The following is an 18,907-nucleotide window of genomic DNA, read 5'->3' on the forward strand; positions in this document are numbered from 1 at the left end:
GTCACGGACGGTATTCCGCCCAAGTTTTCGGTGTTTCGCTAACGCGCACGGCCGCGGTCTGCGGCAGACGTGCCTTGCACCATTCATAGAAATGTCTGGCCAGGCATTCCGCCGTGACCTTCTCATGTCCCAGCACGTCGTTGAGGTGCCGATGGTCGAAGCTCTCGTCAATGTAGCGTTTGAGCGGCGCCAGATCGTGATAGTCGCGCACGAAGCCGTGGGCGTCCAGTTCCTTGGCCGACAGCTCCACTACGACGACATAGTTATGCCCGTGCAGGCGCGCGCATTGATGGTTGGGAGGCAAGGAGGTGAGCTGATGCGAGGCCGAGAAGTGGAATTCCTTGGTGATGTGGAACATTACGCGCGCCTCCTGCGCAGCGCCTCAAGCCAGAAATCGGCGTCCTCGTAGTCGGTGGGATCAGCGTGCCCGGCGAGATGGAACGCTTCGCGCCGCTCGACGCAGGTCCCGCATCGTCCGCAGTGACGCACGCCGCCCTTGTAACAGGACCAGGTCTCAGCAAACGGGGTGCCGTATCTTGCGCCATCCGCAACAATGTCAGCTTTTCCGAGATTCACATACGGTGCATAGAGGCGTATCTGCGCATAGCCGTCGAGCGCGCGGTCTTGCATTGTCTGGAAAGCTTCAATGAAGGCCGGACGGCAATCGGGATAGATGAAATGGTCCCCACCATGCACGGCCGCCGCCACCGCTTCGGCGCTGTGGGCGGCGGCGAGACCGAAGGCGATTGCCAACATGATGGCATTGCGGTTCGGCACCACCGTAATCTTCATCGTGTCTTCGGCGTAGTGGCCGTCCGGCACGTCGATACTGCTAGTCAGCGCTGAGCCGGAAAGGCCACGGCCAATTTCGCCGATGTCGATGATCTGGTGCGGGACCTTCAGTCGCTGCGCGCAAAGAGCGGCGAAGCCCAATTCCTTCCTGTGCCGTTGGCCATAGTCGAAAGATAGAAGGCCGGTGAGTTCGTGCTCCGCTGCCACCATGTGAGCAAGGGAAACGGAGTCCAATCCGCCAGAGCAGACGGCGAGAGTCTTCATCATTGGTATCCTTGTTTTGACCGGGTAAGGCTGCGACCGGAGATTTCTCTGCGCCCCCACTACTCCAGCGACTCAGTTTTGTGAACCGGGAGAATTTGCGCTCAGCCCGATTGGAACGGGAGTGCGTCGCGTCCAACACGCGTGATCAATAAAAGTTGAGCGCTTCAGCAGTTTGTTTCGCATCGCGCCAACTTTCGCAATCTGCTGTCGGATCGTCGACTTCGAGACAAGGTGATGTTCGGCCGACATCGGCTGACTCTTAATTAAGCCGCAGAACACATGTTGGCTTTCTGGCCTTCGCTTGTGCGGTTGGCACGACAATTGACATTCTAATTGTGGGGCGGCACACCCCGCCAGCCGAAAGTGGCAGTGAGCTCCTTCAGGCGCAGGTTGATGTGCTGATTATTCGGCGATTTTCCGATCTCGAACCAGAAAGCGAGGGCGACATGGATGCCAGCAAATTTGACATTGGCGACATCCGCCTGGAGAACCCTGCGCGGCGCGATTGAGGCCGCAGGCGAGCCTGCTCTACCTGCCGCCCTACAGTCCCGACTTCAATCCGATTGAGAACGCCTTCGCCCAACCTAAGGCGCTGCTGCGAGCAAAGGCCGACCATCAAGGCTCTATGGGACTGACGTTGCCCCAGCAGTTTTGAGTTCGTTTCCGGCGTGGGTTGTGCCCTGCTGGGCGGGTGAAGCGACGGGCGCTGGCGCGGAGCCTTTGGCATAGCGCAGCGCGAGCGACCGTCGCGGATTGAAGGTGCTGGCGAACTTGGCCGGGGTCTGCCAGGCGATTTGGGAGTGCGGCCGCGCGGTGTTGTAGTCGGCGTGCCACAGGGCGATGGCTACGCGCGCCTGAGCCAGCGAGGTGAACAGCGTCTCGTTGAGCAGTTCATCGCGCAGTCGGCCGTTGAAGCTCTCGATGAAGCCATTCTGCATCGGCTTGCCGGGCGCAATGTAATGCCATTCGACGCGGTTCTGATCCGCCCAGGAGAGGATGGCGTTCGAGGTGAACTCGCTGCCATTGTCGCTGACGATCATCCTGGGCCGGCCGCGCTAGTGATGAGCCGGTCCAATTCGCGGGCAACCCGCATGCCCGAGAGAGACGTATCAACGATGAGTGCCAGGCACTGTCTCGTGCAGTCGTCGACGACGGCCAGGATGCGGAAGCGGCGCCCGTCGGTGAGCTGGTCCGATACGAAGTCGAGCGACCAGCACTCGTCGGGCCTCAGCGGCACCAGCATTGGCGCCCTGGTCCCGATCGCCCGCTTGCGGCCGCCACGGCGGCGAACGGCGAGCTTCTCCTCCCGATAGAGCCGGAACAGCTTCTTGTGGTTCACGACCAGGCCCTCCCGCCTCAGCATCACGAGAAGACGCCGGTAGCCGAACCGGCGACGCTCCTGCGCGATCGCCTTCATCCGCTCGCGAACCTCCCGGTCGTCCGGCCTGCTGGTCTGGTAGCGAACCGTCATGCGGCAACAGCCGATGGCTTTACACGCCCGCCGTTTGCTCATCCCGAAGCCTTCCTTCAGGCGAGCGACAGCTTTCCGCTTGGCGGCGGGCGTCACCATTTCTTTCCCACAAGGTCCTTCAACGCGGCATTGTCGAGCATGGCGTCGGCCAGAAGCCGCTTCAGGCGCGTGTTCTCGTCCTCCAGCCCTTCAGGTCGCCGAGCCTCGGTGACATCCATCCCGCCGAAGCGGGCCTTCCAATTGTAGATCGAGGCGTCGCTGACCCCGTGCTTGCGGCACAGATCGCCAACCGATACCCCGGCCTCGTGTTTCTTCAAAATTCCGATGATCTGCTCTTCAGAGAAGCGGCTGCGTTTCATGTCCTGATCCTCTGGATGGGCCAGAACGAACTTCAAACCGGATTAGATCAGAGGGGCAAGGCCTCGGCGCGGTCGTCGACCTCTTCACCCCAGCCGAATGTGCCAACTACTTCAAAGCCGCAGGATATGACCTGGATCAGATAGGACGTGCTCCAATGGTTTACACCTGACAGGAGTCCGGCCCCCACAACCGTTTCGCAATGAGGAGCAGCGCTGCCGCTGCTCCTCCAATCACACGACGGATTCACGATGCGGCAACTCGAGCCATGATTTCGGATCGAATGGCCGATGCGGTGTATAGTGAGGCATCCAGCGGCAAATCCCCAAATGCCAGTTGACACAGAAGATAATTAGCACCTGCCTCTTCCAGCTGATCAAGGAGAGCTTTTCGGACAGAATCTGCCGTTCCCACGACGCACAATTCACTTTCAATTGCTGCATCGAAGTTCAAAGGCAAGTTTGGTGGAGTGGAAATGGCATTTAGTTCGTATAGAAATTTGAAGCTATTGAGCCATCGTTCATAGGCAGGTGCTGCGAGCAAATACGCATCTGTTTCAGAACGCCCTATCACCACCATTCGGAGCAATCCAAGAAATGGCGCTTGCTGGCCAATGTCAGCATCGTGAATTCGGGCGGCGCGGAACGCGTCGGTAACGCTGCGAACAGAAGTGGAAGGTCCGACGCAGGCGATGTTTGCCCCATTCGCAGCGGCCCAGCTAGCCGGCTCGGGTCGATTGGTGGCGATCCATGTCGGCGGATGGGGATATTGGTGAGGTCTCAACGTCAGCGGAACATCTTTCAACTCAAAGTGGCGGCCCTGATAAGAAAGCGTCCCGCCTTTCATCGCATTGATGAGAATCTCACTGGCCTCCGCATACTGTTCTGGTGCTGCTTCTACAGCAACCCCGAAGTATCCCAATTCAGTGGGAGCAGAGCCGCGCCCTATGCCGAGTTCAAGCCTGCCGCCGCTCAACTGATCAAGCATGCAGATCTCCTCGAAGGCACGCAGCGGATGATAGAGCGCAAGTAGCATTACCATGGGACCAACACGAAGACTGCGGGTTCGCTGGGCGACGCTCGCTAAGAACAAATTCGGTGATGGACCTCTGCCATGCGGCGTACAGTGGTGCTCGGCGAGATGATACGCATAAAAGCCATAGCCATCGCACGCTTCTGCTAGGCTCAGCCGATCTGCATATTGTTGTGCGATGTCATCGCCGTTTTCGTCCAGATGATCGAAGATGCCGAAGGTCAGGCCCGAAGCGGAAATTTTCTTCAATTAATTGTTCTCCAAATTACCTATTATTTATTCGCTAATCATCATAGCTGGCGACATATCAGCACCTATTACTTGGCGCTTAATGTGAATTGACTTAATGCTTGTGCACACCGCGATTCTTCTTAAAGCTCATACAGACGCGTTTGGCGGCAGCAAGGAATTTGTCCATCTGCTCTGTGGTGCCAATGCTGACGCGAATACAGTTCTTCAAATCTACGTCAGGAAAGCTGGCGATGAGGATCGCCTGCTCTTTCAACGCGGCTTGCCAGCATGAGCCCTCCTGTCCCGCCGGCACACGGGCCAGCAAAAAGTTTGCGTGGGAGGGTGTTACGGAAAAGCCAAGTTGCAACAGCGCCAGGGTCACTCGCTGTCGTTCATGCTTGATGTGCCTGTGGTTCTCTTCGTAGGCGTGGCGATGCGCAAGAATGCTTTTCCCGACCGCCTGCCCGATCACGTTCATGTTGAAGACATTCTGGATGTTGCGCAGCCTGCCAATGATTTCTGGGTGACCGAAACCGAAGCCGACTCGCACGCCAGCAGCAGCATAGCTCTTTGAAAAAGTCCTCAAGATCAAAAGATTCGGATGTCTATTGACGAGGCGCAGGGCATTGTCGGGTGCGAAGTCAACGTAGGCCTCATCCAAGACGACCAAGCGATCTGCTTGCTCCACAAGGCGTTCGATTTCGGCCACCGGCACGAATGTTCCGGTCGGATTGTTCGGATTAGCCAACAGAATGAACTTCGCGTCTTTTGCGGGGCCGGACAGCAGTTTTTCTATCGGCAGGGGATGAGCTTCGCTCGATGCGATTTCGAGAAACTCGGCACCCTGCAACATGGCAAGTTTACGGTTGAACGAAAATCCGGGCGACAGCATCGCCACTCTATCTCCTGGGGCGAGGAAAGCTCTGTAGATGAGTCCGAGCAGCTCCGACGAACCGTTGCCGGCAATCACCTGATCTTTGGAAAATCCGTAAGCATCGGAGGCAGCTGCCCTTAAGCTGAGATTGTCGTCTTCCGGATAAAGATACTGGTGTTCGATCGCAGCAATTGCACTTTGCATTACGCTCTTCGGCAACGGAAACGGGTTCTCGTTCGTATTTAGCTTAACGCAATTTGCATCCGTCGCTGGTCCGTTGGACGAGAGAGCATCTAATTTGCTGGCCACCGGCGAAAAAAGCGAAAGCACGGTCTTCAGTTTTGCATCGCACATGTTCTTCTCCGTTTTTCAGTCCCGCAGGGCATGTGACATGAGGCAATAGTTGATCGTGACTTGATCGACGTTCGGCTATATCAGCGCTGCCTTCCCACCCTGGTGGGGATCGCCGACCACGGTTTGGATTTGACACCGGCAAGCTGTCGAGAACCTGATGACGACCCAACGTGTGGCCGACGGCCGATTCGGCGCAACAGACGGTGTTTCAACATCGCATCGTCCTCAAAGCCGCATGCAGGGCCTGCACGACAGCCCGTCTCCAGCGCCCGCAGATAGGTGGAAGCCGAAGTCTTGCCGAACCTCAGTTGCTCTGCCACCTGGCCCACCGGACTGCCCTGTTTATGGGTCAGGCGCAGGATATCTCTGACGCTCGTTCGTCTTGCTTGCTTCCGTCTTGGCATGGGCTCTCTCGGTTTGCTGATGAGAGAGCCAAATACCGGCTCATCTGAGCATGAGACGCAGGCCTGACGATATGGAGCGTCGCTGTGGCGCGCGTAGCCAAGAGGGTTCGCCTCGGTGGCGGGGCATGCAAGACGGCGCACCTCCTTAGCCATCCTGTCCCATCGTCTCAGATCGTGAGGCGCACCTTATAGTCGGTGAGGAGATCTTGCAGGGTCAGGTTACGCCCTAGCGCTTAAGGTTGTTGGTCGCACCGAGCAAGCGCGGGACCTGTCGACGGACAACAGCGGTGCCACTGCCGGCACTAGGTCGTCCAGCATCGCAGTGAACCGCGTACGTAGTATTTTGTCGTAGGCGGCATTCTGGATAGCCGGATACGGGCTCTTCACCCGCTGCACCACCGATTGCGGGATGATGTCGCGAGAAACATTCACGGATTTCGTGAAAAAAGTGTACCCGCCGAAGAGCCCCACTCGCGGGGGCGGTGCAGCACCACCTCGGTGTCACTGCTCGTGTTCATGCGATGGACTAGGCCGGCCAGCTGTTGACGCAGCTCGCGGTAGTTGTAAGTCTCACCCGTGTAGACGAGCACCAAGTCAGGTCGGCCATCCTCCTGGAGCATCCTCGGCTGACGGCCGCCCTGGATATCGATGATTGCCAGGCGGTGGTGTCCCAGCGCCGCAGGCCCGCCGATCCAAGTCCCCTCGTCGTCCGGACCGTGGTTCGCTATGGTGGCCGTCATATCGGCAAGCTCCCTTCGCGCATCGGGACCTCCGAGGTCTCGATTGAAGTCGATCCATTCACAGATGCCGCACAGGTTATGTCGCCGCATTTGGGGCGAAGCAGATATAAGGCCAGTGGGAAACCATCGAGGCAAAGTGACGGATCTAGCCCAGCTACGATCCGCATCCGACATTGTCGGACATCGGACAGCACCGCGATTCGCTGCATAGGAAGCCTGGAGTCGCGATTTCCCTTGGGGGAATCAGCGCATGAAAGGAGAGCTGGGTCGTGTCTGCCGAAATGAGAAATTGCTCCCCCTTATTGCCTCACCGAGGAATGTTACCCAGCGCGATAGACGGACATGCCCTACCTCCCCCCGTTGCAGCTGAGGGAGATAGGGGCCAGCTCTTCATTCAACCCTCATGGAGGATGATCAGCCCAGCCATTTCCATGCGCCGGCCTTCACAAGCCGTGCACCATTCAGGTTCTTTTCCTTGAAGCGCGACGATCCTTGTCAGACGTCGCAACACTTGCTGCCGAGAGCACGAGCTCTTCCTCGAGCATGCCTTGATCTGCGCCTCGAACGGCTCGCACATGCTGGGTTTCAACGACTTCGCAGAGGTTGATATTCTGCAGTGACTTCGTCTCGCTGCTGCACGGCATTGACGCTGGGAGCCATGCTCGCGTGGCGCAATTGTGCTGAAGCCGGTGCCCACGGCAACGTTTCTTAACCCGCCCCAGATCCTGGCGTTTGGCTATTTCCGACATTCGTGTCCGGCTTCGGACAAAGGCCGGGTTTGCCGAACGGAGTCGCACCCAATTTCCAGTGCTGCTTGAGCAATAATATCGACCGGCATTACTGCACAACACGAAAGTTGCTGCAAAAACCGAAGTGAACCCAAGGCATCGGGTCAATTGGCATGGCGCTTGCGACTCGGTCGATAGAACGCAGTCAAAATCACGGTTGCAGACCATGCCTACCTCTCAAAGCTCGATAAAGCACGCGAGCGAAATTCCCCGTCTCCGCGGAAGCTCGTCGCCTTTAAACGTGCCTGCTCGGGGGCGGTCTTGCACAAGACCGGTCCGAGGCAACCACGCCAAGGCGCGAGGCTGCCGGAACTGTCGACCGAAGTCGATGCCGCTTCAGTTTAACCGAAAAATGCACCGTACCACTTTGGCCTGGGAGCAAATCAATGACCGACAGAAAGAACGTTCCTCTCGTGACCTTTCGCACGCGTGTTCGCGATGAGTCGATCGGGGGGCCAAATCCTTATCGGTGGGAGAACAAGACCTCCGACGATTATTTCGGGGGCAAGCGCGTCATCCTGTTCTCGCTGCCTGGCGCCTTCACCCCGACCTGCTCGACCTTCCAACTGCCCGATTTCGAAAAACTCTATGATCAATTTCTGGAACTGCGAATTGACGCGATCTACTGCGTCTCGGTCAACGATGCTTTCGTCATGAATGCGTGGGGAAAGTCCTTGGGGCTGCAGAAGATCGAGCTGATCCCAGACGGGTCGGGCGAGTTCACGCGCAAAATGGGCATGCTGGTCGCGAAGGACAATCTGGGCTTTGGCATGCGCTCCTGGCGATACGCCGCTCTGATCGACGATGGCGTGGTGGAGCAGTGGTTCGAGGAGGAAGGCTTCTGTGACAACTGCGAGACGGACCCCTATGGCGTTTCATCCCCGCAAAACGTTCTCGACAAACTGAAGGCGGCGGCATGACCCAGAAGTGGCAAGTCTCACACAACCCAAGCACACACTAGAGCATCCTCGGCAGATTACGGTTCAACATGCATCTCTCAGCAAGCCTGCTTCAACGCCAGAAGCAACGTATGGTCTTATCGCCTCAAGCCATTGAAGCTATTCGCTTGCTGCGATTGACGCATACTGAACTCCATCAGCTCGTGCAGCAGGCACTCGAGAGGAACCCCGTTTTGAAGCCTGACCCGTTTGACGACGATTCGCCGCTGTCAGGGGTGGATCAGCGGAGCAGTCAAAGCAGAAGCGAAATCGGCGAATCGCCCATTGGCGGGCCGTCTGGCGGGCGCGGGCAATGGAAGTCGCAACGCAGTAGCGGCAACGATCGACCTGCCGTCGAGGAGTTTACCGCCCACACCGAAACATTGCACGACCATGTCGCCCGCCAGGTCGCCCTCACCCCGTTCACCCCCCAGGAGCGGCTGATTGCCGGACAGCTCGCCGCCCATCTGGAGGACACTGGCTATCTTCAGGTAAACCTTTTCGATCTGGCCAGGAGGTTAAACGTTCGGCAAGCTGATGTGGAACGGGTCATCGGAATCTTGCAGCAATTTGATCCGCCGGGGATTTTTGCGCGAACTCTCAGCGAATGCCTGGAGATTCAGCTGCGCCAGCAAGACCGGTTCGACCCGGCTATGGCAGCTTTGGTCGCCAATCTCGAGATGCTTGCACGGGGGGATTTTCAGGGATTGAAGCAGCGTTGCGGAGTCGACGAGGAGGATCTCCTCGACATGAGGAACGAAATCCGCGCGCTCGATCCCAAGCCTGGAGACCGGTTCCAGTCCGGGACGCCGGAAACCATCGTACCGGACGTCTGGGTAATGCCCAAGTCCGAAGGTGGATGGCGGGTGGAGCTTGATCCGGCCACGCTGCCCAAAGTGTTGATCAACCACACCTATGTCGCCGAAATCTCGCAGCTGACCAATCAAAATCCGGAAGGCAAAGCGTTTCTCGACCATTGCCAGGAAAAAGGGAACTGGCTGATCAGCTGCCTCGAGCAGCGCGCTAAGACGATCCTTAAGGTTGCGACCGAAATCGTGCGCCAGCAGGATGCCTTTTTTACACACGGCGTCGCCCATCTGCGGCCTCTCTGTCTCAAAAATGTCGCTGACGGGATCAAAATGCACCAGTCGACGGTAAGCCGGGTGGCTTCGAACAGGTACATGTTAACTCCGCGCGGGGTGTTCGAGCTGAAGTATTTTTTCACAGCGACAATCGCATCCTGCGAGGGCGGCGACGCGCACTCCGCCAAATCTGTCCGCCATCGGATCAAGGCAATCATCGCCGAAGAATCGCTCGACAAGGTACTTTCCGACGAAGACATCGTTGCTCAGCTCAAGCAGACCGGCATCAATGTCGCTCGCCGTACCGTCACCAAATATCGCGAGGCGATGAACATCCCTTCCTCCATACTACGGCGCCGCGATAAGCGTTTGTCCGCAGCTGCGATCAAGCGAAGTGACTAACCGGCATTCCTGGTCGGCGAGAGGCGACTCTCAACTTCCTCCGGGCCGAAGCAGCTTTCGAAGTCCTGGCATTCCCGACAACTGGGTGCAGTGCATGACGAAAAGCCTTCGGCCTCACACAGCTTGCGGTAAAAGTACTTTTTCCATTTCATGTTTTCTGTGTTGCCTGCCGCCAGCGCGGGAAAATGTCTGGCAAGCAGGCGGCTGAGCTCAGCGCGATTTGAGAGGCCAAGATCCCGCCAAAGATGGTCCGTGCGCATCGCACGCCGGGCGATGATCTTGGCCAAGCGGCCGCTCGCCGGGTCGGCCGGCGCAGCATGCGCTAGCAGCAGCCGGCGTAGCAGCTCCTCTTCCAGTTCCGGCTCGGGCTCGCTCAACTCCTCCAAAGCGAATACGCTGCTGGAGGTAGACGGGAAAGTTGCGGCCAAGACATCACGCAATTCGACAGACGAAAGGCCTGTCCCCTCCGTCGCCAACACCTCGCCCGCCTGGACCTCCTCAAGCGAACGTGAATGTACGCAGGGCAGCACATGCTGATCGAAGCTCCTCCCTAGCTCGGACCCACGCCATTGCGCGCTGGATAGGCAGCCATCATCGTAACGGCCGGCTTCAGCTTCCGGCATGACAAAGCGCCTTGTTGACCGCAGGGATGATCTTGTCGCCCCAGAGCTCGATCTGGCGCAGCATCGTCTTTTGGTCGAAGTCGCCCAATTGAGTCTGAACTGCGATCTGGTCCGGTTTCAAGATATCGATCTCTTCCAGCAGGCGATCAATCACGCGATTTACGCTGCCAATCGGCAAATTTTTGCGCATGGTCTCGAAGGACAGATCCTGCTGGGTCGGTGTCTCCTGCAGCAGGTAGCCATCGTGGCTCTGTTGGCGGCGCTGATGCAGGGCTTCAGAAAGCCGGCGCTGGAAGCGGGCATTGTCGAGATAGCTGTTGATCTCCAACTCGTCGTGGCTGGCATAGCAGCAGCGCAGCAGCGATATCTTGACGTCGGTGACGTTCTTTTCCTCGGATGCCGCCGCCCTCTCGACTGATTCACGCAGTGTGGTCAAAGTCTCTAAGCCGTCGTGGAAGGCTGTGACAAAAAAATTGTGCCCCTCGCGGTAGGCCCGAGCCATCCGTGCGGCTCCGCCAGCGATCCAGATAGGCGGCGTCGGCTGCTGGACTGTGCGGACCGAAATCGCTGTTGGGGGGATCTTCTCATACTGGCCGTCGTGTTCGAAGACGTTTTGGTTGAGGCCCTTGAGAATGATGTCCAGGTATTCCGAAAAGACGGCCGGCGCCTCATCGATGTCCACGCCGAACCGTTCGAACTCGAACTGCTGGTATCCCAAGCCTACGCCGAGCTCGAGACGGCCGTTCGCAACGATGTCGGCGAAGCCGATCTCGGACAGCAGGCGCTGCGGTTGGTAAAGCGGCAGCACGCAGACGGCAGTGCCCAGGCGAATCGTGCTTGTCAAGCCGGCGCAGTGCGCCACCATCATCAGCGGGGATGGTATGAGGCTGTAATTGTTGAAGTGGTGCTCAGCAAACCACGCGGTGTTGAACCCAGCCTGCTCCGAAGCGACGGCCTGTTCGATGGAGTTGCGGATGACGCTTTCTGAGGATTGGTGATAGCCACGCTGGGCGGCCAGAATGAAAGTGGCAAATTCCATGATTTCTCCTCGTTATAGACACGTCAGCCGACCGGGAATGTGCTCGGCATGCACATGCTTGGATCTCAAGCACCTCAGGTGCGTCGTGGAGCCGAGGCTTCATAATGCTCGGCCGGTCGCCCTGCGAAGGCCTGGCAATTAACCTGCGGCCTCCGCAAAACATTCGTCATAGAGTTCGCTGGCGTTTCCCGCATCACCGAACGAGGTCCAGCCGCCGTCCACGTAGAGGATCGAGCCGTTGATGTATGAGGCGTCAGACGAAGCAAGGAAGAACGATGCATCTGCGACGTCTTCTGGCCGTCCCATCCTGCCCATGGGGATGCGTCGTCCGATTGCTGTCAGGTCGATGCGGCCGGCTTTGGCCAACTGAGCAAGTGCGGGCGTGCGGATGTGGCCAGGAGCGACGGTGGCTGTCCGAATTCCGACCGGCCCGAGTTCGGCCGCCATGCAACGGGTCAGCATATCCATCCCCGCCTTGGAGGCGCCGTAGGCATGGCGCGGCGCGAACGGCAGAAAGCTGTCGATCGACCCGAGATTGAGGATCACGCCGCCCGGGCGCATAGCCTTGATCGCTTCGCGCGCGCAGGTGAAGGCGCCGGTAAGGTTGACATCCAGGACGTGTTCGAGCTGTTTCGACAGTTGCTCGATCGCAGGCACAATCCTGTCGGCGGTATCAGCACTATTGACCAGAACATCGATATACCCGAAGCGTCCCCTCAGTTCTTCGAACATCGACACCACATCGCTCTCGACGGCCACGTCCAGCGATTTCGCCAGATGCTTGCCGGGGAGCGATGTAGCCAGCTCTGCCGCTGCAGTGCCATCTTTATCAGCAATCACGACGGTGTCGCCGTTCGCGGCAAAGCGGCGAGCGACGGCCGCGCCAATGCTTTTTGCGCCACCGGTGACGAGCACGATTCGCGCATCTGTGCATTCGGCCGGACAGGAGAGCTCGGCTTGGAGCGCACCATCCACCGGCGGGTGAGCATCCCCCGGCTGGTTGAATGACATCCAGCCTCCGTCGACTGCCAGCACCGAGCCGGTGATGTAGCGCGCCTGCGTGCTGCTCAGAAAACGCACGACCCTGGCGATCTCGTCGGGGCGAGCCAAGCGCCCCATCGGCACGCGGCGGCGTATCGCCGCGAGGTCCATTTTGCCAGCGCGTGCCAGTTCTGTGACCATTGGGGTGCGGACGGAGCCCGGCGCCACCGCCGTGACGCGGATTCCTCGCATAGCCCACTCGCATGCAAGGGACTTTGTCAACGAGATCACGCCAGCTTTCGAGGCTGCGTAGGCGTTGCGCCTGGGATTGCCGACCACGCCCGCCATCGAAGCCACATTGACGATCGCACCGCCCGGCTTCATGCGCCGCGCCGCTTCCCGGGCCATAACGAATGGCCCAATAAGGTTCACTGTCACGCCGCGTCGGAAGGTATCGACAGCGGTGTCGATGATCCTATCCATCGTGGGTCCAACCGCCGCATTGTTGATGAGGACATCGATTTGCGCGAACCGTGCTTCGACCTGGCCGAAAAGTGAGAGCATGTCCTTCTCTCGCGACACATCGCACTCCAGACCGACGTGCGGCGACCCGAGATCCCGAGCCAGTTCAACCACACCACTGCCCGGAAGGTCCACCGCAACTACAGTGTCTCCGTCCGCGGCAAGGATATCGACCAGGGCACGGCCGATCCCGCCCGCAGCGCCTGTGATGATTACGGTGCGTGCTGCCAGTTTCACGAGAGCTTCTCCACGATGACCGCTTGTGATCTCAGCCCATCAACCTTGGGCGGAATGAAGGGCCGAGCCAAATCGTTGCAGTGACCGCCAGTTGCGGCCCCACACAGATGTCGTTCCCGTAGGGCGCTCATCCTCCATTTCTACCCACTTATGCAGCTCCCAGTTGGGGACCCTCGACGCCATCTTGGTCGGTGGGGATGTGACCCTTGAGCAACTGGTAGATGGGATCGTCTGGATGTTGTGCTCCAATCGGCTGTCGCCGGCCGAACCTATCTGCCTCAAGAATCGCTGGCGGGATTTGCTCCTCAACCCAATCGTAGACGACTGTCCGTTCCGCAATTCGCCACTCGTCCTGCCTCTTCTGAAACAGATCGCAGTAACGGCCGCAAAGCAGCGTCTGACGTATTTCTTGGTCTGTATCCGGTCCGCGTTGCAGCGCGGTGAAATAGCTCTCGACCGCGGCCTCTGCTGAACTGATGAAGTCGATCAGGCTGTTCGTGATTTGATGGATGTTACGGTGCCCCGGCAGACCGAGAGCAAATTGGATGAAGTCCTCTGCCGGTCCGCAATAGGGACCGTGCCTGTCATACGCTTCGGGCCAGTATGCGCTACGCAGCGCCGCCTCATCGGCGCGGTCTATCCCGCGGCAGTACCGATACAGGCAGTTGCGGATCGCCTCTCGGTCACGCAGTTCGGTAATTTTCGCGTGGTCGACAGGGTCTGTCGCGAATTGTATGATTGTTTTATCCTTCCCGATGCCAGTCTGCACTTTGCGTGTGTCTCTCTCTACAACTGAGTTAGCGGGGGGCTCGTCAACTTCCAGAGCTTGTTCGGGGCAGGCTCGTACCCCTTTTGAGGCAAGCAGTTGCTCCCCATCGGCAACATCAATATCACCGGGCAAGATGTAGCCGGCGTCATCAAGCTTGAAGACTCTCGGCGCCCGCGCCCAGCAGCGCGCATGACCCTGGCATCTGGCTTTATGTACGACGACACGCATAGCGAACTCCAATGTCGTTGGCTGAAACTTCAGGACCAGTCCAGGATCAGATTCTCGATCCCGAACACATGGCCGCCGAAGGTGATAGGTTCAGTCCCTGTCTTGATCCGAAAGGCTGGGATGCGCGCCAGCCACTCCTCCAGGCCAATGACAATCTCCCGCCGGGCAAGGTGTGAGCCAAGACAACGATGGGGACCATAGCCAAAGGCAGCGTGCCGGTTGTCCTCGCGCGCCAGATCGATCTCATTCGGGCATTCGAATTCCGCCGGGTCACGATTGGCAATCATCGTGGCACAGGAAACATAGTCTCCCTTGCGGATCGGCGCGCCTTTGAAGTCGACATCCTTCGTTGCCACTCGGATCATCTGAATGGTCGAATAGGCGCGCAGCAATTCTTCCGCAGCGACGGCAATCCGGTCCGGTTCGCTTCGTAGCAATTCCTGATCTTTGGGGTTGCGCGCGAGATGGGCCAAGTCGAAGCATATGGCTGCTGAGACCGTGTCGAGTCCCGCGACGAACACAAGCACGCCGATGCCACGGACTTCTTCGTCACTGAGCAGACGACCCTCGACCTTTGCCTTCACGATGAAGGTCATGAAATCATCGACCGGCTCCTTGCGGCGCTCGGTGGCAAGTTCGTCGATGAAGGCCACGATCGTCCGGGCTGCGGGTGGTCGTTGCTCCTTATCGCCGTGGAGCAGATCTCTAGCCCAGCCGACAAATGTTTCTAGTCCGTTGTCCGAAAGCCCAATAAAGCGAAGGAAGATATTGACCGCGAACGGAACTGCAAAATCCTTCATGATGTCGCAGCTCGTGCCTGATGCGGCGATCCTGTCGATCAGCTTGATCGCTCGTTCCCGGACAGCCGGCTCCAATGCCATTACCCGCTTTGGCGAAAGCAGCGGATTGAGCAGTGAGCGAAAAACACCGTGGAATGGCGGATCGAGCTCAAGCGGGATCATCGGCCAGCTCTCGCCGAGCACAGAGGCGAAGATGCTGCGATGGCTGGAAAACGTTTCGGTGTCCTGCAGCACCCGGCGCTGGTCGCTCGCGCGAGTGATGACCCAGGTACCCCGACCGTCGCGCGTGTTGCTGGTTGAATAAAAGATCGGAGGCCCGGCATGAACGCAAGCAACCGCTGCATGCGGATCCCCGTTAGCGGTCGGCAACATGCCGGGCGACGTAAACAGGCTGAAGTCCCTCACCATTTCGGGCGGGACATGATCTGGAACCGGCCGCGATTTAACCGCGCCAGAATCGAGAGACCGTTCATGAGATGCTGTCGGCATTTGCATGCAATCGTTGGTGCAAGCTCCGTGCCGAATTCGTCTTTCGATAATCCTTGCCGTTTGCTGGGCAACAGGTGGCGCCTGCGCTGACTTGCTGGTCGGGATTGCAACATTCTTGTCCAGCGTCGGACACAGAATGTAGAAAGCTAGACACCGACTTGGAGCAACTCAACTGGTGGGATCGCTAGCTGTGGAGCCTCAACAGGTTGTCCTCGGTTAGAGCGAGGCGACTGATAGGTGTTTTGGACTTTAGGCTCCCGTGGGGACGGTGCCAATTGTATCTGTGCAGCCAGACCGGCAACTCTGCGGCGCGGTGATCTGAAGTCGGATAAGCGATGGCATAAGCCCATTCGCGCAGTGCTGTCTGGATGAAGCGCTCGGCCTTGCCATTGGTCTTGGGTGTATAGGGTCTTGTCCTGACGTGCTTGAGGCCGAGATCGCGGCAGGCCTTGGCGAAGGCCTTTGATCTGTAGCAGGAGCCGTTGTCGGTCATGACGCGGGCTATCGTGACGCCGAGGCTGGCGTAGTAGGCCACCGCCGCCTTGAGGAAGGCGATGGCGCTTTCTTTTTTCTCGTCGGGCAGGATCTGCGAGAAGGCGATGCGGGAGGCGTCGTCGATGCAGACATGGACGAACTCCCAACTGCTGCCGCGCGAGCTGGCATTGCCGGTGCGCTTGCCGGTAATGCGATGACCGATGCGCTCGAAACGACCGAGCTTCTTGATATCGATATGGATCATCTCGCCAGGATGCTCGCGCTCGTAGCGTCGGATCGGCTCGGCCGGTTCGATATCCCGCAACCGCGACAGTCCGGCACGCTTGAGAACCCGGCTAACGGTGGCGGGCGAGACGCCGACCTCATGGGCGATGTGCTTGCCGGTCCAACGTTGCCGCCGCAGCGCCATGATGCGCTCGGCGATCAACGCAGCGGTGGCCTGCGGCATATTGGCGGGCCGCGAGGAACGGTCGATCATGCCGGCCCGCCCTTCGGACTTGTAGCGCTCGACCCAGCGCGCCACGATCTTGGCCGACACGCCGTAGACACGCGCCGCATGGGCTTTGGAGAAAGCGCCTTCTATCACCGACAGCGCCATCTCCTCTCGACGCAGCGGTGTGAGACGGGCATTCTTATGGATGTTCATTCGGACCCTCCGGTGAGTGCTGAAGCTTGGTAACTCCAGTCTCCCCGGTCCGGTCCGAATGGACAACCTCCCGAAAGCTCACAGCTAGTCGTGCGGTTATATAGTTTCCGAGGATGGCCCGCTTGCATACCTGCCTGCCGGTAATCTCTAACCCTTGACTTAGGGCGATGGCTATCGGTTATGCGGCTTGAAAGCGAAGAGGTGGACCCTTCGTCGAGCGCCGGTACGATATGGAGTGCTGCTCCGGGCTAATACCCATCCAGACAGAGCGGAACCTTCTATCACGTCAGACGCTCGGACAGTTGCCAAACCCCGATTTCCTGGGAACTGAATTGTGCTCGCCACCGGGTCCATTTTGCCGGCGCGTCTGTGGTGCAGGCCCCGATCAGCCTGACCAATGGCACAGGAACGCTTCTATGACCGAGCACTGCGAATTTGTCAGCTGGCGAACAATTCCTTGTAGCCGCTCGTCACCATCCAGTTCGCACGGTCGAGATGACTACGAAGCGCCTTCCTGGCGCGCTCCGGTTCAAGTGCCGGATCAATGCCGAGGATCAGTTGGGCCATTTCCTCTTCGGGCGCCTCATCGGCTGAGGCGTCCAGGAGCCTCATATAGATGGTAAAGTGCGCCCTGTCGTAGGCGGTAAGACGGTCAGACCAAGGGACTTCGTCGAGCAGTGTTGAGCTTTGAGTCCTATCTGTTCCCGTTGATTGATTCATGTCTGCCGCGAACCTCGCATGTTGATCGCTGGATCCAAGGCAGAATATCCCAAAATGGGATAATCCGAAACGGGGATTAGTCGCTGAGCCGGTCTCTACCTGCCGGTTCACCTAAATGCCCAAATCTCTTCGATCTCCCCGCCACCAGCGGTTTCTGGCCCAGTTGATCTCACTGCGCAATGTCAAAGGGCTGACGCAGGCGCAGGTGGCTGAGAAGCTTGGTCGTCCGCAATCTTTCGTGGCGAAATATGAGGGTGGCGAACGGCGTCTCGATGTCATTGAGTTTCTCGACGTAACTGCGGCCCTCGATGCTGATCCGTGTGAGATTCTGTTGAGCCTGCGCACGTAGTGGGCGCCCGCGCCCATCACCGCGCGTGCCGTGTGCCGGTGGGTCGAGCCCCGCTTTTCTTGGCTCTGGCGTCTCGACCATTCCGCTGCGCCTCCTAGCGCGTCGTTAGACTCTCGCAATTCGCTCTGTTTTGTGCCTTTCTCAGCAGGTGGCGCCGCATCCTTCTAGGCCCGCCGCGGCGTCCCGCAACCCTTAGCCAGCTGTGAGCTTTCAGTAGGTTGTCCATCCGGCCCTTCGGATGCGGTGCGGCTCAGACGGCGGACCCGTTCCTGTCATGATTCGCCGCCGCACCCATTCCTGGGAAGCAGCCATTGGCGAGCGGAGGACAAAATGATGAGACAGCGAAGCGCTGGGCCATCCGCGCTGTGGTGATACGTCGATGCATGGCGGTTGCGCGACTTCGTTGCTTGAAGCGAAGCGACCGCACCGCCCATTTCGTCAACTGGCGAACAAATCCTTGTAGCCGCTCGTCACCACCCAGTTTGCACGGTCGAGATGACTGCGAAGAACGTTGCGTGCGCGCTCAGGTTCGCGTGCCGGATCAATGCCGAGGATCACTTTGGCCATTTCCTCTTCAGTGGCGTTGTCGGCCGAGGCGTCCAGGAGCCTCATATAGGTTGTAAAGTGGTCCTTGTCGTAGGCTGTAATGCGGTCCGACCAGGGGACCTCGTCGGCGAACGGCGTGTTCGATCTGGGCTGCAACATCGCTAATTCTATCTCCGGCCAATGGACCCGCGAAGCCCTGTGCCTGCTAAATGTGGATTACATATTATAGTTGATAAACTCAAGCCGCCTGATCCGCTGGCTTGCGTGCATGGATATGCGCAAGTTGGTCGGACGGAATGTGCAGAGGATCAGGCAAAGGAAGCGCCTGACGCAGGAGCAGCTTGCGGAGATTTCCGGGTTCAGTCAGCAGTACATCAGCGGCTTGGAGAAAGGCCGAAGAAATCCGACAATTATCACGATCTATGAACTGGCATTGGCCCTCGGCGTCAGCCACATGGATCTGGTTCGGCCCGACAAACAGGCATGATACACCCGCCCTCCAAGTAGCTGGCCGCCTGATGGCGCGCGCCGGGTGCTCGTGAACCCAGGCTTTTCTTAGGGTCCCCCGGCAGCCCCTGCCATTTGGCTCGCCCTGGCCCGGCGCACCCTATTGGACAGTCGGCCGCTGCGGTTTTTGTCAGCCTTTCCTGGGGCGGTCGGCATTGCCTTTTAGGCCCGCCGCGGCCTCCCGCAACCTTCGCTCTCGCTTCAGGTCCTTCTCTTGGTTACGATCC

Annotated in this window: 17 protein-coding genes and 3 pseudogenes; 5 read left to right on the top strand and 15 right to left on the bottom strand. The window is 58.7% G+C overall.

Going from position 1 to position 18,907, the window contains the following annotated elements:
• Nucleotide 1: 1 nt before the first annotated feature.
• Entirely contained in the window at nucleotides 2-358 is a 357-nt protein-coding gene (gene queD, locus EOA38_RS00190; protein WP_126063824.1) for a 6-carboxytetrahydropterin synthase QueD, read from the bottom strand.
• Complete coding sequence (gene queC, locus EOA38_RS00195) at nucleotides 358-1,056, bottom strand: 7-cyano-7-deazaguanine synthase QueC (protein ID WP_063170389.1); 699 nt, start codon at nucleotides 1,054-1,056, stop codon at nucleotides 358-360. The genes queD and queC overlap by 1 nt, the downstream gene beginning before the upstream one ends.
• A gap of 492 nt (nucleotides 1,057-1,548) precedes the next feature.
• Between queC and EOA38_RS00200 the strand changes: the two are divergent.
• Nucleotides 1,549-1,666 (top strand): annotated as a pseudogene (locus EOA38_RS00200) (transposase); the annotation flags it as partial.
• 13 nt (nucleotides 1,667-1,679) lie between these two features.
• Here EOA38_RS00200 and EOA38_RS00205 read toward each other — a convergent pair.
• The 4 genes and pseudogenes from EOA38_RS00205 to EOA38_RS00220 form a co-directional block, all read right to left on the bottom strand.
• Nucleotides 1,680-2,886 (bottom strand): annotated as a pseudogene (locus EOA38_RS00205) (IS3 family transposase).
• 244 nt (nucleotides 2,887-3,130) lie between these two features.
• Nucleotides 3,131-4,165 carry an LLM class flavin-dependent oxidoreductase gene (locus tag EOA38_RS00210; protein WP_095484287.1) on the bottom strand — a complete coding sequence of 345 codons (1,035 nt, stop codon included), beginning with the start codon at nucleotides 4,163-4,165 and terminating at the stop codon, nucleotides 3,131-3,133.
• Nucleotides 4,166-4,259: 94 nt separating this feature from the next.
• Nucleotides 4,260-5,375 (bottom strand): histidinol-phosphate transaminase, encoded by a 1,116-nt coding sequence (gene hisC, locus EOA38_RS00215; RefSeq protein WP_126063823.1) that lies wholly within the window; start codon nucleotides 5,373-5,375, stop codon nucleotides 4,260-4,262.
• Between the two features lie 832 nt (nucleotides 5,376-6,207).
• Entirely contained in the window at nucleotides 6,208-6,519 is a 312-nt protein-coding gene (locus EOA38_RS00220; protein ID WP_206437555.1) for a hypothetical protein, read from the bottom strand.
• Between the two features lie 1,174 nt (nucleotides 6,520-7,693).
• Between EOA38_RS00220 and EOA38_RS00225 the strand changes: the two genes are divergently transcribed.
• Entirely contained in the window at nucleotides 7,694-8,227 is a 534-nt protein-coding gene (locus EOA38_RS00225) for a peroxiredoxin (RefSeq protein ID WP_029356553.1), read from the top strand.
• A 68-nt stretch (nucleotides 8,228-8,295) separates the two neighbouring features.
• Complete coding sequence (rpoN, locus tag EOA38_RS00230; RefSeq protein ID WP_126063822.1) at nucleotides 8,296-9,729, top strand: RNA polymerase factor sigma-54; 1,434 nt, start codon at nucleotides 8,296-8,298, stop codon at nucleotides 9,727-9,729.
• Here rpoN and EOA38_RS00235 read toward each other — a convergent pair.
• From EOA38_RS00235 to EOA38_RS00265, 8 genes and pseudogenes are all read right to left on the bottom strand, one after another.
• On the bottom strand, nucleotides 9,726-10,352 hold the full coding sequence (locus EOA38_RS00235; protein ID WP_029356557.1) for a nitrogen fixation protein NifQ: 627 nt from the start codon (nucleotides 10,350-10,352) through the stop codon (nucleotides 9,726-9,728). The genes rpoN and EOA38_RS00235 overlap by 4 nt on opposite strands.
• Nucleotides 10,339-11,391 carry an LLM class flavin-dependent oxidoreductase gene (locus tag EOA38_RS00240; RefSeq protein ID WP_024505249.1) on the bottom strand — a complete coding sequence of 351 codons (1,053 nt, stop codon included), beginning with the start codon at nucleotides 11,389-11,391 and terminating at the stop codon, nucleotides 10,339-10,341. Before EOA38_RS00240 ends, EOA38_RS00235 begins: the two co-directional genes overlap by 14 nt.
• Before the next feature lie 138 nt (nucleotides 11,392-11,529).
• A complete protein-coding gene (locus EOA38_RS00245; RefSeq protein WP_063169384.1) occupies nucleotides 11,530-13,131 on the bottom strand; it encodes an SDR family oxidoreductase in 1,602 nt (533 codons plus the stop codon).
• Nucleotides 13,132-13,279: 148 nt separating this feature from the next.
• The gene (locus tag EOA38_RS00250) at nucleotides 13,280-13,867 is read right to left on the bottom strand and encodes a nuclear transport factor 2 family protein (protein WP_126083656.1); all 588 of its coding nucleotides are present in this window, start codon (nucleotides 13,865-13,867) and stop codon (nucleotides 13,280-13,282) included.
• A 138-nt stretch (nucleotides 13,868-14,005) separates the two neighbouring features.
• Nucleotides 14,006-14,128: pseudogene (locus EOA38_RS40030) on the bottom strand (ferredoxin); the annotation flags it as partial.
• Nucleotides 14,129-14,157: 29 nt separating this feature from the next.
• Complete coding sequence (locus EOA38_RS00255) at nucleotides 14,158-15,336, bottom strand: cytochrome P450 (protein WP_164759124.1); 1,179 nt, start codon at nucleotides 15,334-15,336, stop codon at nucleotides 14,158-14,160.
• Between the two features lie 265 nt (nucleotides 15,337-15,601).
• On the bottom strand, nucleotides 15,602-16,558 hold the full coding sequence (locus EOA38_RS00260; protein ID WP_127298250.1) for an IS481 family transposase: 957 nt from the start codon (nucleotides 16,556-16,558) through the stop codon (nucleotides 15,602-15,604).
• Between the two features lie 438 nt (nucleotides 16,559-16,996).
• A complete protein-coding gene (locus tag EOA38_RS00265) occupies nucleotides 16,997-17,278 on the bottom strand; it encodes a DUF2285 domain-containing protein (RefSeq protein ID WP_063169301.1) in 282 nt (93 codons plus the stop codon).
• Between the two features lie 115 nt (nucleotides 17,279-17,393).
• Here EOA38_RS00265 and EOA38_RS00270 point away from each other — a divergent pair, with 115 nt between their 5' ends.
• Entirely contained in the window at nucleotides 17,394-17,627 is a 234-nt protein-coding gene (locus tag EOA38_RS00270; RefSeq protein WP_082826573.1) for a helix-turn-helix transcriptional regulator, read from the top strand.
• Nucleotides 17,628-18,065: 438 nt separating this feature from the next.
• Here EOA38_RS00270 and EOA38_RS00275 read toward each other — a convergent pair whose 3' ends face one another.
• A complete protein-coding gene (locus EOA38_RS00275; protein WP_063169299.1) occupies nucleotides 18,066-18,332 on the bottom strand; it encodes a DUF2285 domain-containing protein in 267 nt (88 codons plus the stop codon).
• A 109-nt stretch (nucleotides 18,333-18,441) separates the two neighbouring features.
• On the opposite strand from EOA38_RS00275, the gene EOA38_RS00280 reads away from it, so the two are divergent.
• The gene (locus EOA38_RS00280) at nucleotides 18,442-18,660 is read left to right on the top strand and encodes a helix-turn-helix transcriptional regulator (RefSeq protein ID WP_029354714.1); all 219 of its coding nucleotides are present in this window, start codon (nucleotides 18,442-18,444) and stop codon (nucleotides 18,658-18,660) included.
• Nucleotides 18,661-18,907 lie beyond the last annotated feature (247 nt).

The sequence above is a fragment of the Mesorhizobium sp. M1E.F.Ca.ET.041.01.1.1 genome, assembly GCF_003997355.1.
Taxonomy (GTDB): Bacteria; Pseudomonadota; Alphaproteobacteria; order Rhizobiales; family Rhizobiaceae; genus Mesorhizobium.

Excerpts from the sequence above, each read along its gene's own strand:
- EOA38_RS00225 (WP_029356553.1), top strand. The coding sequence starts at position 7,694 with ATGACCGACAGAAAGAACGTTCCTCTCGTGACCTTTCGCACGCGTGTT.
- EOA38_RS00280 (WP_029354714.1), top strand. The coding sequence starts at position 18,442 with ATGGATATGCGCAAGTTGGTCGGACGGAATGTGCAGAGGATCAGGCAA.
- hisC (WP_126063823.1), bottom strand. The coding sequence starts at position 5,375 with ATGTGCGATGCAAAACTGAAGACCGTGCTTTCGCTTTTTTCGCCGGTG.
- EOA38_RS00275 (WP_063169299.1), bottom strand. The coding sequence starts at position 18,332 with ATGTTGCAGCCCAGATCGAACACGCCGTTCGCCGACGAGGTCCCCTGG.
- EOA38_RS00240 (WP_024505249.1), bottom strand. The coding sequence starts at position 11,391 with ATGGAATTTGCCACTTTCATTCTGGCCGCCCAGCGTGGCTATCACCAA.
- queD (WP_126063824.1), bottom strand. The coding sequence starts at position 358 with ATGTTCCACATCACCAAGGAATTCCACTTCTCGGCCTCGCATCAGCTC.
- EOA38_RS00220 (WP_206437555.1), bottom strand. The coding sequence starts at position 6,519 with ATGACGGCCACCATAGCGAACCACGGTCCGGACGACGAGGGGACTTGG.
- queC (WP_063170389.1), bottom strand. The coding sequence starts at position 1,056 with ATGAAGACTCTCGCCGTCTGCTCTGGCGGATTGGACTCCGTTTCCCTT.
- EOA38_RS00270 (WP_082826573.1), top strand. The coding sequence starts at position 17,394 with ATGCCCAAATCTCTTCGATCTCCCCGCCACCAGCGGTTTCTGGCCCAG.
- EOA38_RS00255 (WP_164759124.1), bottom strand. The coding sequence starts at position 15,336 with ATGGTGAGGGACTTCAGCCTGTTTACGTCGCCCGGCATGTTGCCGACC.
- rpoN (WP_126063822.1), top strand. The coding sequence starts at position 8,296 with ATGCATCTCTCAGCAAGCCTGCTTCAACGCCAGAAGCAACGTATGGTC.
- EOA38_RS00265 (WP_063169301.1), bottom strand. The coding sequence starts at position 17,278 with ATGAATCAATCAACGGGAACAGATAGGACTCAAAGCTCAACACTGCTC.
- EOA38_RS00235 (WP_029356557.1), bottom strand. The coding sequence starts at position 10,352 with ATGCCGGAAGCTGAAGCCGGCCGTTACGATGATGGCTGCCTATCCAGC.
- EOA38_RS00260 (WP_127298250.1), bottom strand. The coding sequence starts at position 16,558 with ATGAACATCCATAAGAATGCCCGTCTCACACCGCTGCGTCGAGAGGAG.